This is a genomic window from Polynucleobacter sp. HIN6, from assembly GCF_030297575.1.
In the GTDB taxonomy this organism is placed as follows: Bacteria; Pseudomonadota; Gammaproteobacteria; order Burkholderiales; family Burkholderiaceae; genus Polynucleobacter.
Genome location: NZ_AP028137.1, coordinates 1136661 through 1154065, shown reverse-complemented (window position 1 = coordinate 1154065; position 17405 = coordinate 1136661). Strand labels below are relative to the sequence as shown.

The following is a 17405-nucleotide window of genomic DNA, read 5'->3' as shown; positions in this document are numbered from 1 at the left end:
ATGAAAACGATGTTTCATGCGGATATTAATCAGACTGTTGAACAGCAGTCCGCTGAGCAAGTGGCCGTTGCTCTCAAGATTAAGAACCTAAACTTTTTCTATGGCAGTTTTCAGGGTCTCAAGAATATCAACCTCGATATCTTGGAGCGTAAGGTTACTGCGTTTATTGGCCCATCAGGTTGTGGCAAGTCGACCTTATTACGAACCTTAAACCGCATGTATGACCTTTACCCAGGTCAGCGTGCTGAGGGTGAGATTACCTTTTATGGCGAGAATATTTTGGAAAAGGGTAAGGATGTTAATTTACTTCGCTCCCGAATTGGGATGGTCTTTCAAAAACCGACACCATTTCCGATGTCGATCTATGAGAACATTGCCTTTGGAGTTCGTCTTTATGAGCGCTTATCGAAAGCAGAGATGGATGAGCGGGTTGAGTGGGCGCTCAATAAAGCCGCCTTGTGGAATGAGGTGAAAGATAAGCTCAATCAAAGTGGTCTATCTCTTTCGGGCGGTCAGCAACAACGTCTTTGTATTGCTCGTGGTGTCGCAGTGAAGCCATCGGTTCTGTTGTTGGATGAGCCAACCTCAGCTCTAGACCCCATTTCAACGGCTAAGGTCGAAGAGCTAATCAATGAGCTCAAAAAGGATTACACGATTGCGATTGTGACTCATAATATGCAACAAGCTGCGCGTGTTTCTGATTTCACCGCCTATATGTATTTGGGTGAACTGATTGAATACGGCAAAACCGATGAAATTTTTATTAAGCCAAAGCGTAAAGAAACCGAGGATTACATCACTGGTCGCTTTGGTTAGTGAGGAGAAGCAATGAACGATCGCCATCTATCATCTCAATTTGACGAGGACTTAAATTCCTTATGTAGCAAGCTGCTTAAAATGGGTGGCCTAGTAGAGTCCCAGGTCGAGGTTGCCATGCGCGGATTCTCAGAAACTAATATTGATTTATGCAATCAAGTCATTGAACGAGAAAAATCAATTAATACCTTAGAGGTTGAAATTGATTCTGCATGCACTGAGTTAATTGCGCGTCGTCAACCAACAGCCCGTGACTTGCGATTGGTCATGGCGATTTCTAAGGCGATTACCAATCTTGAACGAGCCGGCGATGAAGCAGAAATTGTTGCGAAGCGTGCCAAGCGCGTGATTGAGCAGGCGCCGAACTATAAAATTAATGCTGCGGAGATTAAGCTCTCCGGGCAAATGGCCATTGAGCTATTGCGCCGTTCCCTTGACTGTTTTGCACGTCTTGATGCCGCCTCGGCTGCCAAAGTGGTTGAGGATGATAAACAAATCGATGAAGAGTTTAGGGGTTTTGTACGTAAACTCATTACTTACATGGCAGAAGATCCCAAGATGATCTCAACCGGACTGGATCTTTTATCGATTGCAAAAGCAATCGAGCGGATTGGTGATCACTCAAAAAATATTGCAGAGTTTGTGATCTATATTGTGAAAGGCGCCGACGTTCGTCATGTGCCACATGATGACCTAGTTCGCGAGGCGACTAAGTAGCCCCATGTCACACCGCATTCTGATTATTGAAGATGAACCTTCGATTGCAGAACTGATTGCGATTAATCTAACTCATTCAGGTTTCACGGTGGAGCGTGCCCTGCAATCGGAGGAGGGGCTGCAAAAGATTAAATCTCAAAAACCCGATTTATTGATCTTGGATTGGATGATGCCCGGTAAATCTGGGGTGCAATTCACCAAAGAACTGCGCGCTAGTCCTGAGTTACAAAATATACCCATTCTGATGCTGACCGCCAAAGGCGCAGAAGCCGATAAGATCCAGGGGCTGGATTCTGGGGCGGATGATTATGTCACCAAGCCATTTTCACCAAAAGAGCTCATTGCGCGGGTGAGGGCACTATTACGACGTAATACGGTCTTGGGGATGAGTGATGATGTATTAAAACTCGGGCCCATTCAACTGGATCCGGTCACCCATCGCATTACCGTAACCCATCCCGGAGAAAAAGAGCAATCGCTCAACTTGGGCCCAACCGAATTCCGCCTTCTGCAGTTCTTCATGGGCAATCCTGAGCGGGTTCATAGCCGCTCGCATCTTCTGGATCGGGTTTGGGGCGATCAGGTCTACATCGAGGAGCGGACCGTTGATGTCCATATTAAGCGCTTACGCGCGGCCCTATCGGAAGCCAATTGTGATCAATATATCGAGACCGTGCGCGGTAGCGGCTACCGGATCACTAAAACCCCAGCTTAGGCGTTATGCTTAATTTTTGAGCATCTCCGGAAGATGCTCTAAGATGTCGCCATGCTTTCTGGATTTCTCCGCCTTATCCCAATCCTTCTGCTTGCTGGTGTTGCTGGCTTGATTGGTGAGTCGTTTCTACGGGATGAGCTTGGTTGGCTTCTTGCGGTATTCATCATTGTATTTAGCCTATTCATTGCCTATGTCAATCAATCCCGCCTAGACGCCTTTGTAAAGGGTGCAGGAATCTCTCATTTATCGGGATTTGGCGGCGCTTGGGCTGAGATCTTCTTCAAACTCCAACGCATTATTACTGGCTTACGGAAAGACATTGAGCAGGCAGAGCGCCAGCATAAACGCTTTATTGAGGCATTTCAGGCATCCCCGAATGGTATTGTGATGCTTGATGATCAAGATCAAATCGAGTGGTGCAATGCGATTGCGGAACGCTTTTTGGGGATTGAGCTCAAACGTGATGTGTTACAACGGATTCATTACATCGTCCGCAAACCAGAGTTTGTGCAATACATCACTGAGCGGAATTATGAAGAGCCGATTGTGTTAGAGAAGATGAGTGGTTCAAGCCTGATACTTCGTCTGCAAGCATTCCCATTCTCTGAGAACCGCCGCTTGGTCTTGATTCAGGACATCACGGATTTGAGTAAGGCTGAGGCCATGCGGCGTGATTTCGTGGCTAATGTTTCGCATGAGATGCGCACACCGCTCACCGTCATGATGGGCTTTTTGGAGACCATGCAAACCTTGGATCTACCGCCCGAGCAAAAGGCCCAATACCTCGAGATGATGATGGATCAAGGTAAGCGCATGAAGAATTTAGTTGAGGACCTCTTAACTCTGGCAAACCTTGAGGCCAACACACAACCCGCACCTCTAAACAGTGTTTCGATGAGTTATTTGATGTCGCTCATCAAAAATGATGCTTACGCCTTATCGCAGGGTAAACATGCTCTGAATTTTAATCTCAATACACCCTGTAATTTATTAGGTGAAGAGCGCGAGGTGTTGTCCGCTTTTAGTAATTTGGTATCGAATGCGATTCGGTATACACCAGAAGAGGGATCGGTGACGGTCTCATGGGGCATTAATCCTGAGGGAGAGGGGGAGTTCTCGGTAACCGATACGGGACCTGGGATTTCAGCGGAACACATACCGCGCTTAACCGAGCGCTTCTATCGGGTCGATCGGAGTCGCTCGCGTGAGACCGGTGGTACCGGTCTTGGGCTAGCGATTGTGAAGCATGTGGCGAGCCGTCATCAAGCCCAGTTAGTGGTTGAGAGTACGCTTGGCAAGGGCAGTACCTTTACCCTGCGCTTTCCCCCCGAGCGAATTTCTTAAGCAGTTCGAGCTGACCCACGATCGGGGTTTGGTTGCTGCGTGGCTTACTCTTCACGTAACCACCATCGGGCTTCATTAGCCATGCTGAGGCATTGTCTTTGAGCAAAATCATTAAACCCTCGTTGATGACCCGTTGCTTTAGTTTGGGATCCTTTACCGGGAAAGCAACCTCCACGCGGCGCAGTAGATTACGCTCCATCCAATCTGCGCTCGACAGATAGACCTGTTCAGAGCCGCCATGATAGAAGTAATAAATCCGGTGATGCTCTAAAAAGCGACCCACAATCGAGCGTACCTTGATGTTCTCGGACAGACCTTTCACCCCAGGGCGCAGAGCGCAGACCCCGCGCACGATCAGATCAATCTTTACCCCAGCCTGAGAGGCTTTGTAGAGCTCTTCGATGATGGTCTTTTCTAAAAGAGCATTCATCTTGCCGATGATGCGCGCTTTCTTACCTTGTTTTGCGGCCTTGGTCTCGGCGCGGATGTGATGCACGAGTTGCTCGAGCATCGTGAAGGGCGCTTCCCACAGTTCGCGGGTCTCGAGCTGCATTCCAGTCCCCGTGAGTTGCTGAAAAACTTGATGCACATCCTTGGTGATGAGTGGATCGCAGGTCATCAAACCAAAGTCGGTGTAGAGCTTAGCGGTACGGGGGTGATAGTTGCCGGTTCCAAGGTGGGCGTAGCGCACTAGTGATGTCTTACCTGACTTATGGATTTTCTCTTTACGAACGATCAGCAATAGTTTGGCATGGCATTTATGACCGACCACCCCATAGACCACATGTGCTCCAACTTCCTCTAAGCGAGCCGCCCAATTAATATTGGTTTGCTCATCAAAACGGGCAAGAAGCTCAAGGACCACCGTAACCTCTTTACCATTTTGGGCAGCCTCAATCAGAGCCTCCATGACTGGCGATTTATCACCAGTCCGATACACCGTTTGCTTAATTGCCAATACATGAGGATCGCGACTTGCTTCGCGCAATAGATCTAAGACGGGCTCAAAGCTCTCATAGGGATGATGCAAAAGAATATCGGCCTGCTTAATGCGCTCAAAGAATGAGACAGCTCCATTACCTGAGCCGGTCTTAAATGGTATGGCAGGAGTGTATGGTTTAAAGACCAGCTTAGGCTCATCAACCAAGTCTGGGAGTTGAGCAAGGCGGACCAAATTGACTGGGCCATTGACACGGTAACAATCGCGCATATCAAGATTATTTTCCTTGCATAAGCGCTGTAAGAGAGCATCTGGAATATTGATATTCGCCTCTAGGCGCACTGCATCGCCCAAGTGACGGGTAGGTAGCTCGCCTTGCAAGGCTTGACGAAGATCGGTGATCTCATCATCGGAAACGAACAGATCAGAATTACGCGTCACCCGAAATGGATAGCAACCAAGTACTTTCATCCCCGGAAATAGCTGACCCACATACGCTTGAATAAAGGAAGATAAAAATACAAAGCTGCTTGTATTGCCTGATAAGCGGTGAGGCATTTTGACCAAACGAGGCAGTGCGCGCGGTGCTTGCACCACAGCAAGATTAGCCTTGCGTCCAAAAGCATCCTTCCCATCAAGTTGAACGATAAAGTTCAGGCTTTTATTGATGACGCGTGGGAAGGGGTGAACCGGATCGAGGGCGATGGGTGTGAGTAAGGGAAAGAGTTCTTCTTTAAAGAAGTCTTCAGCCCAAACTCGCTGTTCATCATTCCAGTAATCGGGTAGTAAAAATTCAATACCCGCTTTGCGCAACTGCGGGATCAGCACCTGTTGATAAAGATGATACTGGCGCTCAACCAAAGTGTGGGTGTGTTGCGAGACCAGTTCATAACTCTCTGCAATAGTACGCCCGTCAGAGCCTACCTTTAAGGAGTTATCGATGAGCTGTTCCTTGATGCCCGACATCCGAATCTCAAAAAACTCATCGAGATTACTCGAGACAATACTCAGAAAGCGAATGCGCTCCAGTAGGGGGATCTTCGGATCCTCGGCTTGCGCCAGAACCCGTGAATTAAACTCGAGAATACCGATTTCACGGTTGAGTAATAGAAGTGACATATCTCTTTATATTTCACAAATGTGTCACTTTTATTTCATACGATAATAGTCTTTGACTTTAATAAATCCTAAATACCGTGTCTAAGACCAGCACCCCTAATAAGCCCGGACTAGACCTAGTGGCCGCCGTTGACCTCGGCTCCAATAGCTTTCGATTGCTCATCTGTCAGGCCTACATTACTCCCTCCGGGATGCAGTTACGTACCATCGACACCTTGCGCGAGCCAGTTCGTTTGGCAGCCGGCCTAACCCCTGGCAAGGTCTTGGATGACGAGGCGATGGAGCGGGGCTTAGGGGCGATTCGACGCTTTGGGGAGCGCTTGCGGGGCTTTCGGCCTGAGCAGGTGAGAGCCGTTGCCACCAACACCTTACGAGTAGCGCGCAATGCGCAAAAGTTTGTGCAAGAGGCTCAGGTTGCTTTGGGATTTCCGATTGAGGTAATCGCTGGAGTGGAAGAAGCCCGTCTGATTTATATCGGCACCTCGCATGAGGCTCCAGCTGTTTCAGGCAATCGCTTGGTAATCGATGTGGGTGGTGGCTCGAGTGAGTTCATCATCGGTAAAGGCTATGAGCCAAAGCTCTTAGAGAGTCTTTACATCGGTTGCGTATCGCATAGCATTCGTTTTTTCCCAAACGGGACGATTGATCCCCACGCATTTAAAGAGGCAGAGCTAGCTGCGCGCCGCGAGGTGCAAGTGATTAAAGGACGGTTTAGTAAATCAGGCTGGAACCAAGTCATTGGCTCATCAGGCACGGCGCGTGCTTTGGCTGACTTGATAGCGGATAACAAATTGAATGGTTCTGGTGAGAAGTCAACCCTGGACCCCTTAGACAATAGTGGTGCGGGGGTGATTACCTTGCAGGGTCTCAAGGGCCTGAAGAAGCGCCTCCTGGATTTTGATCATATTGATCGCGTTAATCTCATCAACCTCAAGGATGATCGCCGCCCCGTCTTGCCGGGTGGGTTATCGATCATGCTCGCCATCTTCGATGAGTTAGGCATCGAGCGCATGGAAGTTAGTGATGCAGCCCTCCGAGTTGGCGTGCTATACGATTTATTAGGACGGACGCAGCACGACGACATGCGCTTTGTGACCGTTGAGCAGTTTATGCAACGCTATGCAGTTGATCGTGAGCAGGCGCATCGTTTAGGCACTTTGGCAGCGGAGTTCTTAGCCCAATTACCAAAGCCTAATCACGAGAGCCGCACTGATAACCTTGCCTTACTTGGCTGGTCAGCAAACCTGCATGAGGTCGGATTATCAATCTCGCATAACGGCTATCACAAACATTCAGCCTATATCGCCGCAAATGCGGATATGCCAGGGTTCTCCAAGAATGATCAAGCCCGACTGGCAGCGCTCTTATTAGGACATACAGGCAAACTGGGCAAACTCTCAAACAATGCTAACTTCAGCGATTGGCGCATGTTGTTCTGCATCCGTCTAGCACATGTCCTGTGCCGCTCACGCATGGATGAGCATTTGCCAAAGGTGAAGGTGAAGAACCCTAATAGCGAGACCTTTGAGGTTGCGATTGATCGGCAGTGGGCCAATGCCCACCCCTTAACCGAGTTCAGTCTACGTAAAGAAGCGGCGGAGTGGGAACGAATCGGATACCGCTACACCCTAAAGCTAACGGATTAGTCCGCCTTTTCCAGAAAATGCTTCGCGTAGCGCGGATTCATTTCTGAGAGCCGCAACATCGTGAGTAGATCGGCGGTGTTGAAGTCTGGATCCCAAGCGGGCGCACTACAAATCTTAGCCCCGAGTTTCAGGTAGCCCTTAATGAGCGGTGGTGCTTCCACATGCAGACCGCCATTTAAGCGATCTAAGGGGAGAGGTAGCTTCGGAAACGCATGGTTCTCAACGGGTGCCATTTGCTCTGGTCCGAGCGAGTTGTAGAGGCTGGCTGCATAGTGGCCGCCATCAGCCATTGGAATGCTGGCGCAACCAAGCATGATCTCGTATTGGTGCTGTTTCATGTATTGGCCAAGACCACTCCATAGGGCCATGATCACTGCACCCGAGCGATAGTCTTCATGCACACAGGAGCGACCCACCTCAACCATTTTGGGCCGTAAGTGATTAATACGGGAGAGATCAAACTCAGAATCCGAATAAAGGCGGCCAAGTTGACTGGCTTTATGGGGTGGCAAGACCCGGTAAGTACCAATGACGCGCAAGGTCTCGGGGTCACGAATGAGCAAGTGATCGCAATAGGCATCAAACTCGTCGATATCAAGACCGTCTTCATTGACTGGCAGATGCGCACCCATCTCTTCGGCAAATACCTTGTAACGCAGGCGCTGCGCTTCCTTGATCTCCTCGGCATTGATGGCCCACGAGATCTTAAAGGGAGCACGCTTGGCTTTACCTAAGAGCTGAGGAACGTTTTCTAATCCAGTCTTAGACGTGGGCGTGTCGGACTTGATATCGCCCTCAGGAGTCTCTGGCTTTTTGCCAAAGAGCTTTTTGAGAGGATTCAATTTATCCGCCCAGGGTTTAGTGGAAATTGATGCGTTCGCATGACGTTTCGTTGTAATAAATAGGTTGTCTAAAGGCGAAAAAGGATTTGGGATATCAGGCATTGTGATTCCTTGGTTGATAGCCTGATCCTATAGGGCATATATTACAGGAATAAGGCAGGGGTGACAAAATCATAAGTAATTGTTTTTATTGAATAAATTCTTGATAGAGGACGGCAGCCCAGATCACAAAGGCAATGAGTAGGGCTAGCATCACAGCGGCAGAGCCAAAATCCTTGGCCCGCTTCGAGAGGTCATGGTGCTCAAAGGAGATTCGGTCGATAGCGGCTTCTACGCTCGAGTTCAGCAGTTCAATCACCAGCACCATGATTAGCGAGCAGATCATGAGAGCTTTCTCAAGGTGGCCAACTGGCAGGAGAAGGGCAATCGGCCCCAAGACTACCAATAAGACCAGTTCCTGCCGGAAAGCACTTTCCTCTTTAAATGCAAAGACCAAACCATGCCAGGAGTTCTTGGCCGCATGAATCGCTCGGGTCAGACCGCGATTCCCCTTATGGGGATTTTGTTTAATGTCGTATGGTTGGCTCATCAAGCGGGAACCGTTTGCGTGCTCACATGCACACGCACTGGCTTTAGATGATTGGCAAACTGCTCACTCGCCGCTTTCCATGAGAACTTCTCGGCATGGGCGCGGGCCACCTCACGCGGAACCCGAAGGGCCTCCATGCAGGCAGTCTTTAAATCGGCATGCATGACTCCAGCCTTGGAGTCACCCAGTACATCAATTGGGCCGGTAACAGGGTAGGCTGCTACAGGCAAACCGCAAGCCATGGCTTCAAGTAAAACGAGACCAAAGGTGTCAGTCTTGCTTGGGAACACAAAGACATCGGCCGCTGCATAGACCTCAGCCAATTGATATTGATTTAAGACACCAAGATAGTTGACGAGCGGGTATTTCTCTTTAATTTCTTTTAAGGCCGGACCATCTCCGACCACCCACTTTGAGCCAGGAAGATCGAGCTCTAAGAAAGCATTGATATTTTTCTCAACCGCAACCCGACCCACATATAAAAAGATAGGATGAGCTGAATTTAATACCTTGGAGGGTTGAACTTTAAAGATCTCAAGGTCAACGCCGCGTGACCAGATCACGACGTTATCAAAACCGTATTTCTCGAGATCGTCTTTGACCACTTGGGTGGGTGCCATCACTGCCATCGATGGCCCATGAAACCATTTCAGGAAGCGATAGGTCCATGCTAGTGGAATGCGGGTGCGTGCGAAGACGTATTCCGGAAAACGGGTGTGGTAAGCGGTTGAGAATGGTAGGTTGTGGCGCAGTGCGTACGAGCGTGCAGCCAAGCCAAGCGGCCCCTCGGTCGCAATATGAATTGCATCGGGCGAGAAGGCCTTCATGCGTTTAGTGACACCTTTGCCAGGCAAGATCGATAAAGAAATGTCTGGATAGGTGGGGCAGGGAATGGTCTTAAATTCGGTGGGCGTAATCATCTCGACCTGATGCCCCATCTTTTGGAGTTCATAGGTGGTTTGCTTGAGGGTTCTGACAACGCCATTGACTTGGGGTTCCCAAGCGTCAGTTACGATCATGATTCTCATGAAATAGTCTCCATTGAATGAGTAGTAGTGGATTGCGCCATCAACGCAGGCGATGCGGCTCGGCTCGGAAAAGAAATCGATAGGTTCATTTGCTCAACCATCACCTCTTCGATGGCCGGTTTGTCATCCAAGATGCGCGGCCAATGCACAATCTTGAGCTCACCCTCGTGGGTCTCAACTAAGGCGGTCAAACTCTCGACCCAATCGCCATCATTGCAATAGAGGAGGTTATCGATCATACGGATCTCAGCTTTATGAATATGCCCACAGACCACGCCTTGGCAGCCCCGTAAACGGGCCTCGCGCGCCATGATCATTTCAAAGTCGGCAATGTAGCTCACGGCATTCTTGACCTGGTGCTTTAAGTATTGTGAGAGCGACCAATACTGCATGCCCATGCGAATACGCAGTAGATTGAGATAGCGATTCAAGTACAAAATTAGGGAATACAGGTTGTCGCCTACATAAGCAAGCCACTTGGCGTATTGCATCACGCCATCAAATAAATCACCATGGGTAATCCAGAGCTTGCGACCATCGGCCGTCGTATGAATAGCCTCCGGAACGACTTTGATTTCACCAAAGGAGAGGCCCAAGAACTGACGCACAGACTCATCATGATTACCGGGCACATAGACGACCTCAGTACCTTTGCGAGCCTTGCGTAAGATCTTTTGCACGACATCGTTATGCGACTGAGGCCAGTAAATACTCTTCTTTAAGCGCCAGCCATCAATGATGTCGCCAACCAAATAAAGAGTATCGGATTCGTTATGCTTTAAGAAATCGAGGAGGAACTTAGCCTGGCATCCAGGTGTCCCGAGATGCACGTCTGAGATCCAAATGGCTCGATAGTGCTTCATGGACCTCTACAATGCCACCGCATCATGAAATCATCATGACACTTTGGTGTCAGTTTGATGACAAGCTCCGGGGCAACCCCCTTTATTATCTGAACTATGGCAGATTCATCTCGATCCTTACTCTGGCCCGCCTTGCAAATCATTTTCCATGTGATCAAAGGCGCGTTGATCCTGATTACGATCTTTCCCTTTGCGCAAGAAGCCACTAAGAGACGCCATATTCAAGCGTGGTCAAGACAACTTCTTAAGATCTTTAAGCTCAAACTCAAGGTCATTAATGCCGAGTATTTGCCCAAGAGCGGGGGCTATCTGATTGCGGCTAACCATATTTCTTGGATTGATATTGCCAGTATTCATTCCTTCTTGCCTTGCCGCTTTGTCGCCAAATCCGAGGTAGCAAGCTGGCCCATCTTTGGCTGGATGGCAAGGCAAACTGGTACGCTCTTTATTCGTCGAGATAACAAACGACACGGCAAAGAGATTGCCAAACAACTGGAAGATCTACTCCCTAAAGAGCCGATTTGCATCTTCCCAGAAGGCACCTCAACGGCAGGAGATCGGGTTTTACCCTTCAAGACGAATCTCTTTGAGTCGGCCGCCCAAACCCAGGTGCAAAGCTTCCCAATGGCCATTCGATATCGCAATGCGCATCAGGAATATAGCGATGCCACTGCCTTCATTGGCGACATGACCTTGATTGATTCCATTGCCAAGATGCTGAGAGCCAAAGCCATTACCGTCGAGCTGATCTTTGCACCAAGCCCTGCAGTCGAACTGGATCGCAAGGATCTCGCGCTGTATTGCGAGAACCAAGTGCGATCCATGATTGAGACGTCTAGAAGTTAGCTCGAACACCCACCATCAAACTGCGACCCGGTTGGGGTGCGTATAAACGAACCGCCATCGGCGTGGTGGCATAGCGAATATCATCGTTCAGAATGTTTCTGAGCATCATATAGCCCGTCCAACTCACCTTATTGATCTTCTCGGTATAGGACAAACCGGCATTTAAGAGGTTATAGCTTGGAGTTGGGCCAACCTCCCAGTCAGCAAGACGATTTTGCTGAAAGCTATAGGTATAACTGGCGTTCGCCAACCAACCATTCTTCTGATGCGCCACCTGCACACCAACGCGAGGAGCAGGTTGCAAGGGCAAGTTACCACCCGCATCAAAGCTACCTTGAGACGCATCGGCAAACAAGCGTGCACCACTACCCACATTGCCCCAGTTGTAGGTCAGCTCACCCTCAGCCCCCTTAATGGTGGCAGCGGCTTGTTGATATTGGACTACGTTGAATAGCTCATCATCTTCTGCCCCAGCATACTCATTCGGAAGGTAGTAACCATAAATGTAGTTATTAAATTTGTTGAGATATACATTCACCTTACCTTTGACTTTGCCTAATGTTTTTTGGATATTCAACTCGAGGTTATGAGAGGTTTCTTTATTGAGGTTTGAGTTTCCAACAACAAAAGTCGCTGTAGCTTCATGAACCCCATAGGAGTAAAGTTCAGGAGCCGAAGGAGCTCTTTGTGAAACGGTGTAAGACAACCCAGTTCCATAACCGTTTGCAAAGTTCCAGAGACCTCCTGCTGAATACGATAGAAGATTGAAATTACGGTTTTGTAAGCCTGGCGCTAGAGGGGCGGCACCTGGACCTGCATAATAAGGAGCCTCAAACTCTGTTGCAAGATTCGGTTTTTGCCCAACGTTGTCGTAACGCAAGCCTAGATTTCCTTGCAATGCCCCCCATCTTCCTTCCTCAATCCAGAAGAGCGCATTCGAGTTTGTTTTGGTGGATGGCAAGATGGCATAACTTCCGCTTTCAACCTCTGTGGCCTCCATCGAACTGTTAGTTACTTGTGCGCCAAACGTTCCTTTCCAGCCCATGAACTGTTTATGCGCAAGCTCTAAACGAAATTCATTAGCTATGTTTTTCCAAACCGCAGCTGCTTCGCCAGAAGTTTTAAATTCAGTATGGTTGTAGTTGCCATTGGCTGCACTGAATTTAATGGATGAGAACCCTGCAAACGGATCGCGGGTTTGGTGCTGGAAGTCGTATCGATTTTGAGATTGATTAATAAATCCACCCTCAGGCGTTGGAATACCGTAGTTATTGTTCAAACGCTCAACTGAGATTCCTGTGTACCCTGATTTACCTATATACGACGCACCTACACCTAAGTTATTTTGGTTGTTAAAAGAGTTGGGAAGCTTCCCAGTGTAATTGGGAGCAGTCTCACCTTCATAGGGGCCAATCGGCCACCCCCCAGGGGCTAAAGTTGAATTCCCCGGAATCCGATAGTTCTGGTTGTTGTTGATGGCGGTATCCACATGAACTGCCACAGATCCCACAGAGCCTTCAATGACACCCGATGCGGCACGACCATTACTCACCGTGTCATAGCTAGTGTTCACAGCACCCGTAGCTTTACCAGGTAGCGTTGTCAGAATCCGATCGTTGACGATATTCACCAACCCGCCGCTGGATCCTGAGCCATAGAGCAGGGCAGCAGCTCCTCTCAAAATCTCAATCTGTCTGGCGTTCGCTACTGGACTGGCTACCGCATGATCGGCAGAGATTGCTGAGACATCGCCAACCGATAGACCGTTTTGTAAGATCTGTACGCGTGCGCCTTCGAGACCACGCATCACAGGGCGCGAGGCACCAAGACCGTAACCCGTTTGCGATACACCAAGTTCATTGCCAATGGTGGCACCTAAGGTGGTGCCTAATTTATCTTGCAGCTCATTACCTTGCAAGATCTTGGTGGGAGTCAAAATACTGCTTGCAGATTCGCGGGAGCCCGTGACATCAATTTGCATGGGATTTTGTTGTGCCATGGCTGCGCTACTAAATGCAGCTGTTGCCACAAGCCAAAGGGCTGATCGCCGTGTTGCGATCACTGAATATGTCAGGTTCATGATTGATTCATCCAAATGGGGGGATGACCCGGCCATGCCAGGTCAAACCGTTTAATCATCCAAATCAGTCTTCAAGCGAAGACCGATTTACAAAGGGAGATTAGAGGATGAGGAGTGGAGGTGCCCGCGATTGGTAGGGCTCGTGAGTGCGTGATGCACTCACGGGAGTAATAAAGCTAACTAGGGATTGGCTAAAACCATTTGGAACAACCAACTGAGTTGGACTACTAGTAATAAGACCTGTGAGTGTGATTGCATCAAAGAGTTGGCACTCGACCGAATGTTCTTCATGACCCAGGAATGCAAAAATTGAGTGATCATGGCTCTCGCAACTGGCATGGGACTCATGGGTCTGTAGAGTTACTGAGGGTTTAAGTTCTTGGTGTTCTATCTGGTGAACCAACCCAAGCCATTGAGTACTTAAGAGGCTCATCAGCACCAAGCCAAGCATGACCCAGCGCTTGATGGGCGCGGTATCTTGGGTAAAGAGGCGAGGGTGCGATATGGAGGACATATCGTCAATACTACCTGAGCTGTCAAGCCCCCCTATTGTGGGAGGGCGCTCAGAGCCCAGTCAGGCTATAATAGAGGTCTGTCGGAGTGTAGCGCAGCCTGGTAGCGCACCTGCTTTGGGAGCAGGGGGTCCAAGGTTCGAATCCTTGTACTCCGACCACTTTTCTCTTGTTACGCTCGTAACCCCCTCAAAAACGCCACGTTACGCCAACCTCGGTGCGGTCGGATGTAATGCCTTTGCTAGTCCAAGCATTGTTGGGTGTGGTGCTGCTCTGTAGATAGGACAGGCCAATATCCACATTCTTGCTCACCGAGAATATTGCTGCCACCATTCCGTAGTCATTGACTGCGGCTGCATTTGGGGACGTATCAATCGAGCTACCAATATCTAAAGCAAGCTTAAGCCATGAGTTCACAATCCAAACAGGCGCAATAGAACCCGATACCAAATTGATTTGATACGGACTATAGGTCCCGCTAATCGGATAGTTGGTGTTGTAGGGATTACGGGCATAACTAATATTGGTGTGTACCTGAATGCGCTCCCAATAGTAGGAGATGATGTAATTGATCTCATAGTTGGTTTTTGCCAGACCCAAACCTTGTACTTGTTGCGAAGTACTAGCTGGCAGAGTAATCGCAGGCTTAATTGCCATTCCAAGACCCTTTTGGCCATCGCCCCAGAAGCGCCATTTCAAGGAAACCGTATTGTTTGAGAACGGCGAGTATGATCCACGTGGGGTTGCGTAATACGTTGTTGAGAACGCAATCTCGGTCGTATCGGAGATGCCATGGGTGTACGTAAATGGGAATGCCTTGGCATTACCAAGTCCCCGGAACTCCTCGCCAGGAGTGGCGACGCTACCTGGATTACCTGGCGTGTTGTTGTGCAGAACATAAAAGTACTGCTCGATCTGATTGACCCTCTTGCCAATCGTGCCTGCATCGTCGGTGTTCAAGGGCTCAAATGCATGACCAAGTCTTGGCAATCCAGCAAAGACCAGTATTAGCAAAACGCATTGAATGAACCAGGACAAACGCATGAACCACATCCACAAAAGCTCTAGTTTACAGAGCAAGATGTCAGTTCAATGACCTAAGAGATCTTCCGTAACCGCAGAATAAGAAGAGCAACTAAGCCTGCTAGCATCACATAGAAGGAGATCTCGACTGCTCCTTTGCTGTGGGCATACATAATGCTCGAATACGCTAAGTAGGCACATGAGGCACAGAAGATCAGTGGTGTGATGGGGTAGAGAGGTACGCTAAAGGGGCGCGGAGAACGGTCTTTAAACCGCAATACAAATAAGCCAAGACCAACCAGTAACAAGAAGGTCCAAAACACTGGGGCAGTAAATTCCACCATGGCTTCAAAGCCATCACTTTGCAAAGCACCAAAGCCAACTAATGCCAGGCTGATGACACCCTGAACTAGATATGCAAAGGTTGGGGTGCCGCGGGCGGATTCCCATTTGCCCATTTTGCTTAACCCATCCCAGTCTTCACCCATTGCGTAGTTGGTGCGGGCTCCCACAATCATGGTGGCATTAATACTAGTTAGCGCTGCAACTGCCACAAACAAACCGAGTAATTTTTCACCGACGGGGCCAAAGACCAAACCTAATAAGTCAGCAGGAGCCGCCTTACTACTGGCTAACGCTTTCAGGCCTAGTCCATTAATAAGAGCAATATTGACCAGTAAGTAGATGATGGTAATCACCACCAGGCTAATCACAATCACGCTCACGATCGTTTTGCTTGTGCCTTTGAGTTCAGCTGAGATGTAGGCGGATTCGTTCCAGCCGCCAAAGGTGAGTAAGACAAAGACCATCCCCAGGCCAAGCATGCCGAGTTGCGGGGTATTGCTAAATAAGGGTGGGTTATCAACGGGGGGTGGAGTATTACCAAATAAACCAAAGCCAGCGATGATGATGGCGACTAAACCAGTCACCTCTAAAACAGTCAGTACTGTTTGCACATTAGCTGACGCATGAATACCAATCAAATTAATGAGCGTAAGTGCAATCACAATCAAGAATGCCCAATAGAGGGAGGAGTGAGCTCCCAAAGGCAACACTTTGGTCATGTAGTCGCCAAACACAAAAGCCAGTAATGCAATCGAGCCAGTATTAATGACCATTGCTTTGGCCCAGCCATATAAGAACGACACGTTCTTGCCATACGCACGGGTCAAGAAATGATAATCACCGCCCGCATGGGGATAGAGGGTGGCAAGCTCAGCGTAGCAAAGGGCGCCCATCAATGAGATGAGTGCGCCAGCGATCCAAATCGTAATTGCCCAACCAACATCACCGGTGATACCGGCAACCATCGATGGGGTTTTGAAGATGCCGGCACCAATGACGATGCCCACAATAATGGCAACAGCCCCAAGGGGGCTGAGCAAACGTTGAGGAGAGGCGCTAGCGTTAGCGCCCAAAGAGCTTCCCATCTATAAAGATTTAGCGACGCTTACCAGTTACTTCAGCAAATGTCGTGCCACCTTTGTCTTCGCCTTTTAGCTGAGAGCCATTGACTGTCACTTTGACTGTATGTAGATTGTTCTTACGATCGAGATAGCCAAAACTCAGTTTGTCACCCTCAAGAGTTGGATTCAGAATCGGTTGTGATTTGCCATTGATGGTGAGATTGCCACCAATGCGTTGGTAACGTTGCGACAAACTCAGGGTGCCTTTGCCGTTTACATCAACACCGTCGAGTTGCCATTCGCCAGCCACATTGGCAGGAACCACCCAGAAGTAACCCTTGGAGCCCACATCAATTTCTTTATCCGCTTCCCAATCACCCATCGTGAATGCGTGCGAGACCACGCGAGTACCGGGCTTCATAGCTAAGATGGTGGGGCGCAGACGCAAATTGAGGTCAGGCAACAAATAAAGAGTCACTACAGTTGCTTTACTGAAGTCTTCTTTGAAGATATCGCCATTAATGATCTTCACACGATCACCCACACCTGCACGATTGGCATTGCGTTGGGCAAAGGCTGCCATATCGGGATTGAATTCAATACCCACAGCACGGGCACCAAACTCTTTGGCTGCAGCAATTGCGATCTTGCCGTCACCAGCACCGAGGTCGTAGACCAAATCATTGGGACCTACTTTGGCGGTCTTGAGCATTTGAGTAACGAGTTCGTTGCCAGTTGGCATCCAGATGACATCCTTGCCTTCTTGACCCAGGCGGGGCTGATACTTGTCGTCGCCCACATCAGCGGGGAACTGAGCAAATGAGGAAACGGACAGGCTTAAACCAACCAATAAAAGCCAGGATTTGAGGAATTTCATGAAATCTCCAACACAGTTTTTGTTATGAAAACACTATTTATA

General features: G+C 49.0%; 16 protein-coding genes and 1 tRNA gene. 7 read left to right on the top strand and 10 right to left on the bottom strand.

The window, feature by feature from the left end; genetic code table 11:
• Positions 1-9 precede the first annotated feature (9 nt).
• The 4 genes from pstB to phoR are packed head-to-tail and all read left to right on the top strand — an operon-like array spanning position 10 to position 3592.
• Positions 10-816 carry a phosphate ABC transporter ATP-binding protein PstB gene (gene pstB, locus QUE66_RS05960; protein WP_286224744.1) on the top strand — a complete coding sequence of 269 codons (807 nt, stop codon included), beginning with the start codon at positions 10-12 and terminating at the stop codon, positions 814-816.
• Between the two features lie 12 nt (positions 817-828).
• Positions 829-1533 carry a phosphate signaling complex protein PhoU gene (gene phoU, locus QUE66_RS05955; protein WP_286223165.1) on the top strand — a complete coding sequence of 235 codons (705 nt, stop codon included), beginning with the start codon at positions 829-831 and terminating at the stop codon, positions 1531-1533.
• Between the two features lie 4 nt (positions 1534-1537).
• The gene (phoB, locus tag QUE66_RS05950; RefSeq protein ID WP_286223164.1) at positions 1538-2248 is read left to right on the top strand and encodes a phosphate regulon transcriptional regulator PhoB; all 711 of its coding nucleotides are present in this window, start codon (positions 1538-1540) and stop codon (positions 2246-2248) included.
• Positions 2249-2299: 51 nt separating this feature from the next.
• The gene (gene phoR, locus QUE66_RS05945; RefSeq protein WP_286223163.1) at positions 2300-3592 is read left to right on the top strand and encodes a phosphate regulon sensor histidine kinase PhoR; all 1293 of its coding nucleotides are present in this window, start codon (positions 2300-2302) and stop codon (positions 3590-3592) included.
• On the opposite strand, the gene ppk1 is transcribed toward phoR, so the two are convergent.
• On the bottom strand, positions 3558-5651 hold the full coding sequence (ppk1, locus tag QUE66_RS05940) for a polyphosphate kinase 1 (protein WP_286223162.1): 2094 nt from the start codon (positions 5649-5651) through the stop codon (positions 3558-3560). The genes phoR and ppk1 overlap by 35 nt on opposite strands.
• A gap of 77 nt (positions 5652-5728) precedes the next feature.
• Between ppk1 and QUE66_RS05935 the strand changes: the two genes are divergently transcribed.
• Positions 5729-7297 carry a Ppx/GppA phosphatase family protein gene (locus tag QUE66_RS05935; protein WP_286223161.1) on the top strand — a complete coding sequence of 523 codons (1569 nt, stop codon included), beginning with the start codon at positions 5729-5731 and terminating at the stop codon, positions 7295-7297.
• Here the strand turns inward: QUE66_RS05935 and QUE66_RS05930 are convergent.
• The 4 genes from QUE66_RS05930 to QUE66_RS05915 form a co-directional block, all read right to left on the bottom strand.
• Positions 7294-8241 carry a GNAT family N-acetyltransferase gene (locus QUE66_RS05930; RefSeq protein ID WP_286223160.1) on the bottom strand — a complete coding sequence of 316 codons (948 nt, stop codon included), beginning with the start codon at positions 8239-8241 and terminating at the stop codon, positions 7294-7296. The genes QUE66_RS05935 and QUE66_RS05930 overlap by 4 nt on opposite strands.
• An 85-nt stretch (positions 8242-8326) precedes the next feature.
• Complete coding sequence (locus QUE66_RS05925; protein WP_286223159.1) at positions 8327-8728, bottom strand: diacylglycerol kinase; 402 nt, start codon at positions 8726-8728, stop codon at positions 8327-8329.
• Entirely contained in the window at positions 8728-9756 is a 1029-nt protein-coding gene (locus QUE66_RS05920; RefSeq protein WP_286223158.1) for a glycosyltransferase family 4 protein, read from the bottom strand. Before QUE66_RS05920 ends, QUE66_RS05925 begins: the two co-directional genes overlap by 1 nt.
• Positions 9753-10619 (bottom strand): UDP-2,3-diacylglucosamine diphosphatase, encoded by an 867-nt coding sequence (locus QUE66_RS05915; RefSeq protein ID WP_286223157.1) that lies wholly within the window; start codon positions 10617-10619, stop codon positions 9753-9755. The genes QUE66_RS05920 and QUE66_RS05915 overlap by 4 nt, the downstream gene beginning before the upstream one ends.
• A gap of 96 nt (positions 10620-10715) precedes the next feature.
• Between QUE66_RS05915 and QUE66_RS05910 the strand changes: the two genes are divergently transcribed.
• Positions 10716-11465 (top strand): lysophospholipid acyltransferase family protein, encoded by a 750-nt coding sequence (locus QUE66_RS05910; RefSeq protein ID WP_286223156.1) that lies wholly within the window; start codon positions 10716-10718, stop codon positions 11463-11465.
• Here the strand turns inward: QUE66_RS05910 and QUE66_RS05905 are convergent.
• Positions 11455-13545 (bottom strand): TonB-dependent receptor, encoded by a 2091-nt coding sequence (locus QUE66_RS05905; protein WP_286223155.1) that lies wholly within the window; start codon positions 13543-13545, stop codon positions 11455-11457. The genes QUE66_RS05910 and QUE66_RS05905 overlap by 11 nt on opposite strands.
• 100 nt (positions 13546-13645) lie before the next feature.
• On the bottom strand, positions 13646-14059 hold the full coding sequence (locus QUE66_RS05900) for a hypothetical protein (protein WP_286223154.1): 414 nt from the start codon (positions 14057-14059) through the stop codon (positions 13646-13648).
• Positions 14060-14141: 82 nt separating this feature from the next.
• Here QUE66_RS05900 and QUE66_RS05895 point away from each other — a divergent pair.
• Positions 14142-14218, top strand: a tRNA-Pro gene (locus QUE66_RS05895).
• Positions 14219-14246: 28 nt separating this feature from the next.
• Here the strand turns inward: QUE66_RS05895 and QUE66_RS05890 are convergent.
• From QUE66_RS05890 to QUE66_RS05880, 3 genes are read right to left on the bottom strand one after another with little or no spacing between them, the layout of a single operon-like run.
• Positions 14247-15101, bottom strand: a complete 855-nt coding sequence (locus QUE66_RS05890; RefSeq protein WP_286223153.1) for a hypothetical protein — start codon at positions 15099-15101, stop codon at positions 14247-14249.
• Positions 15102-15154: 53 nt separating this feature from the next.
• Positions 15155-16498: an APC family permease gene (locus tag QUE66_RS05885; protein WP_286223152.1), complete on the bottom strand. Its 1344-nt coding sequence runs from the start codon at positions 16496-16498 to the stop codon at positions 15155-15157.
• Positions 16499-16520: 22 nt separating this feature from the next.
• Positions 16521-17363: a methyltransferase domain-containing protein gene (locus QUE66_RS05880; RefSeq protein WP_286223151.1), complete on the bottom strand. Its 843-nt coding sequence runs from the start codon at positions 17361-17363 to the stop codon at positions 16521-16523.
• Positions 17364-17405 lie beyond the last annotated feature (42 nt).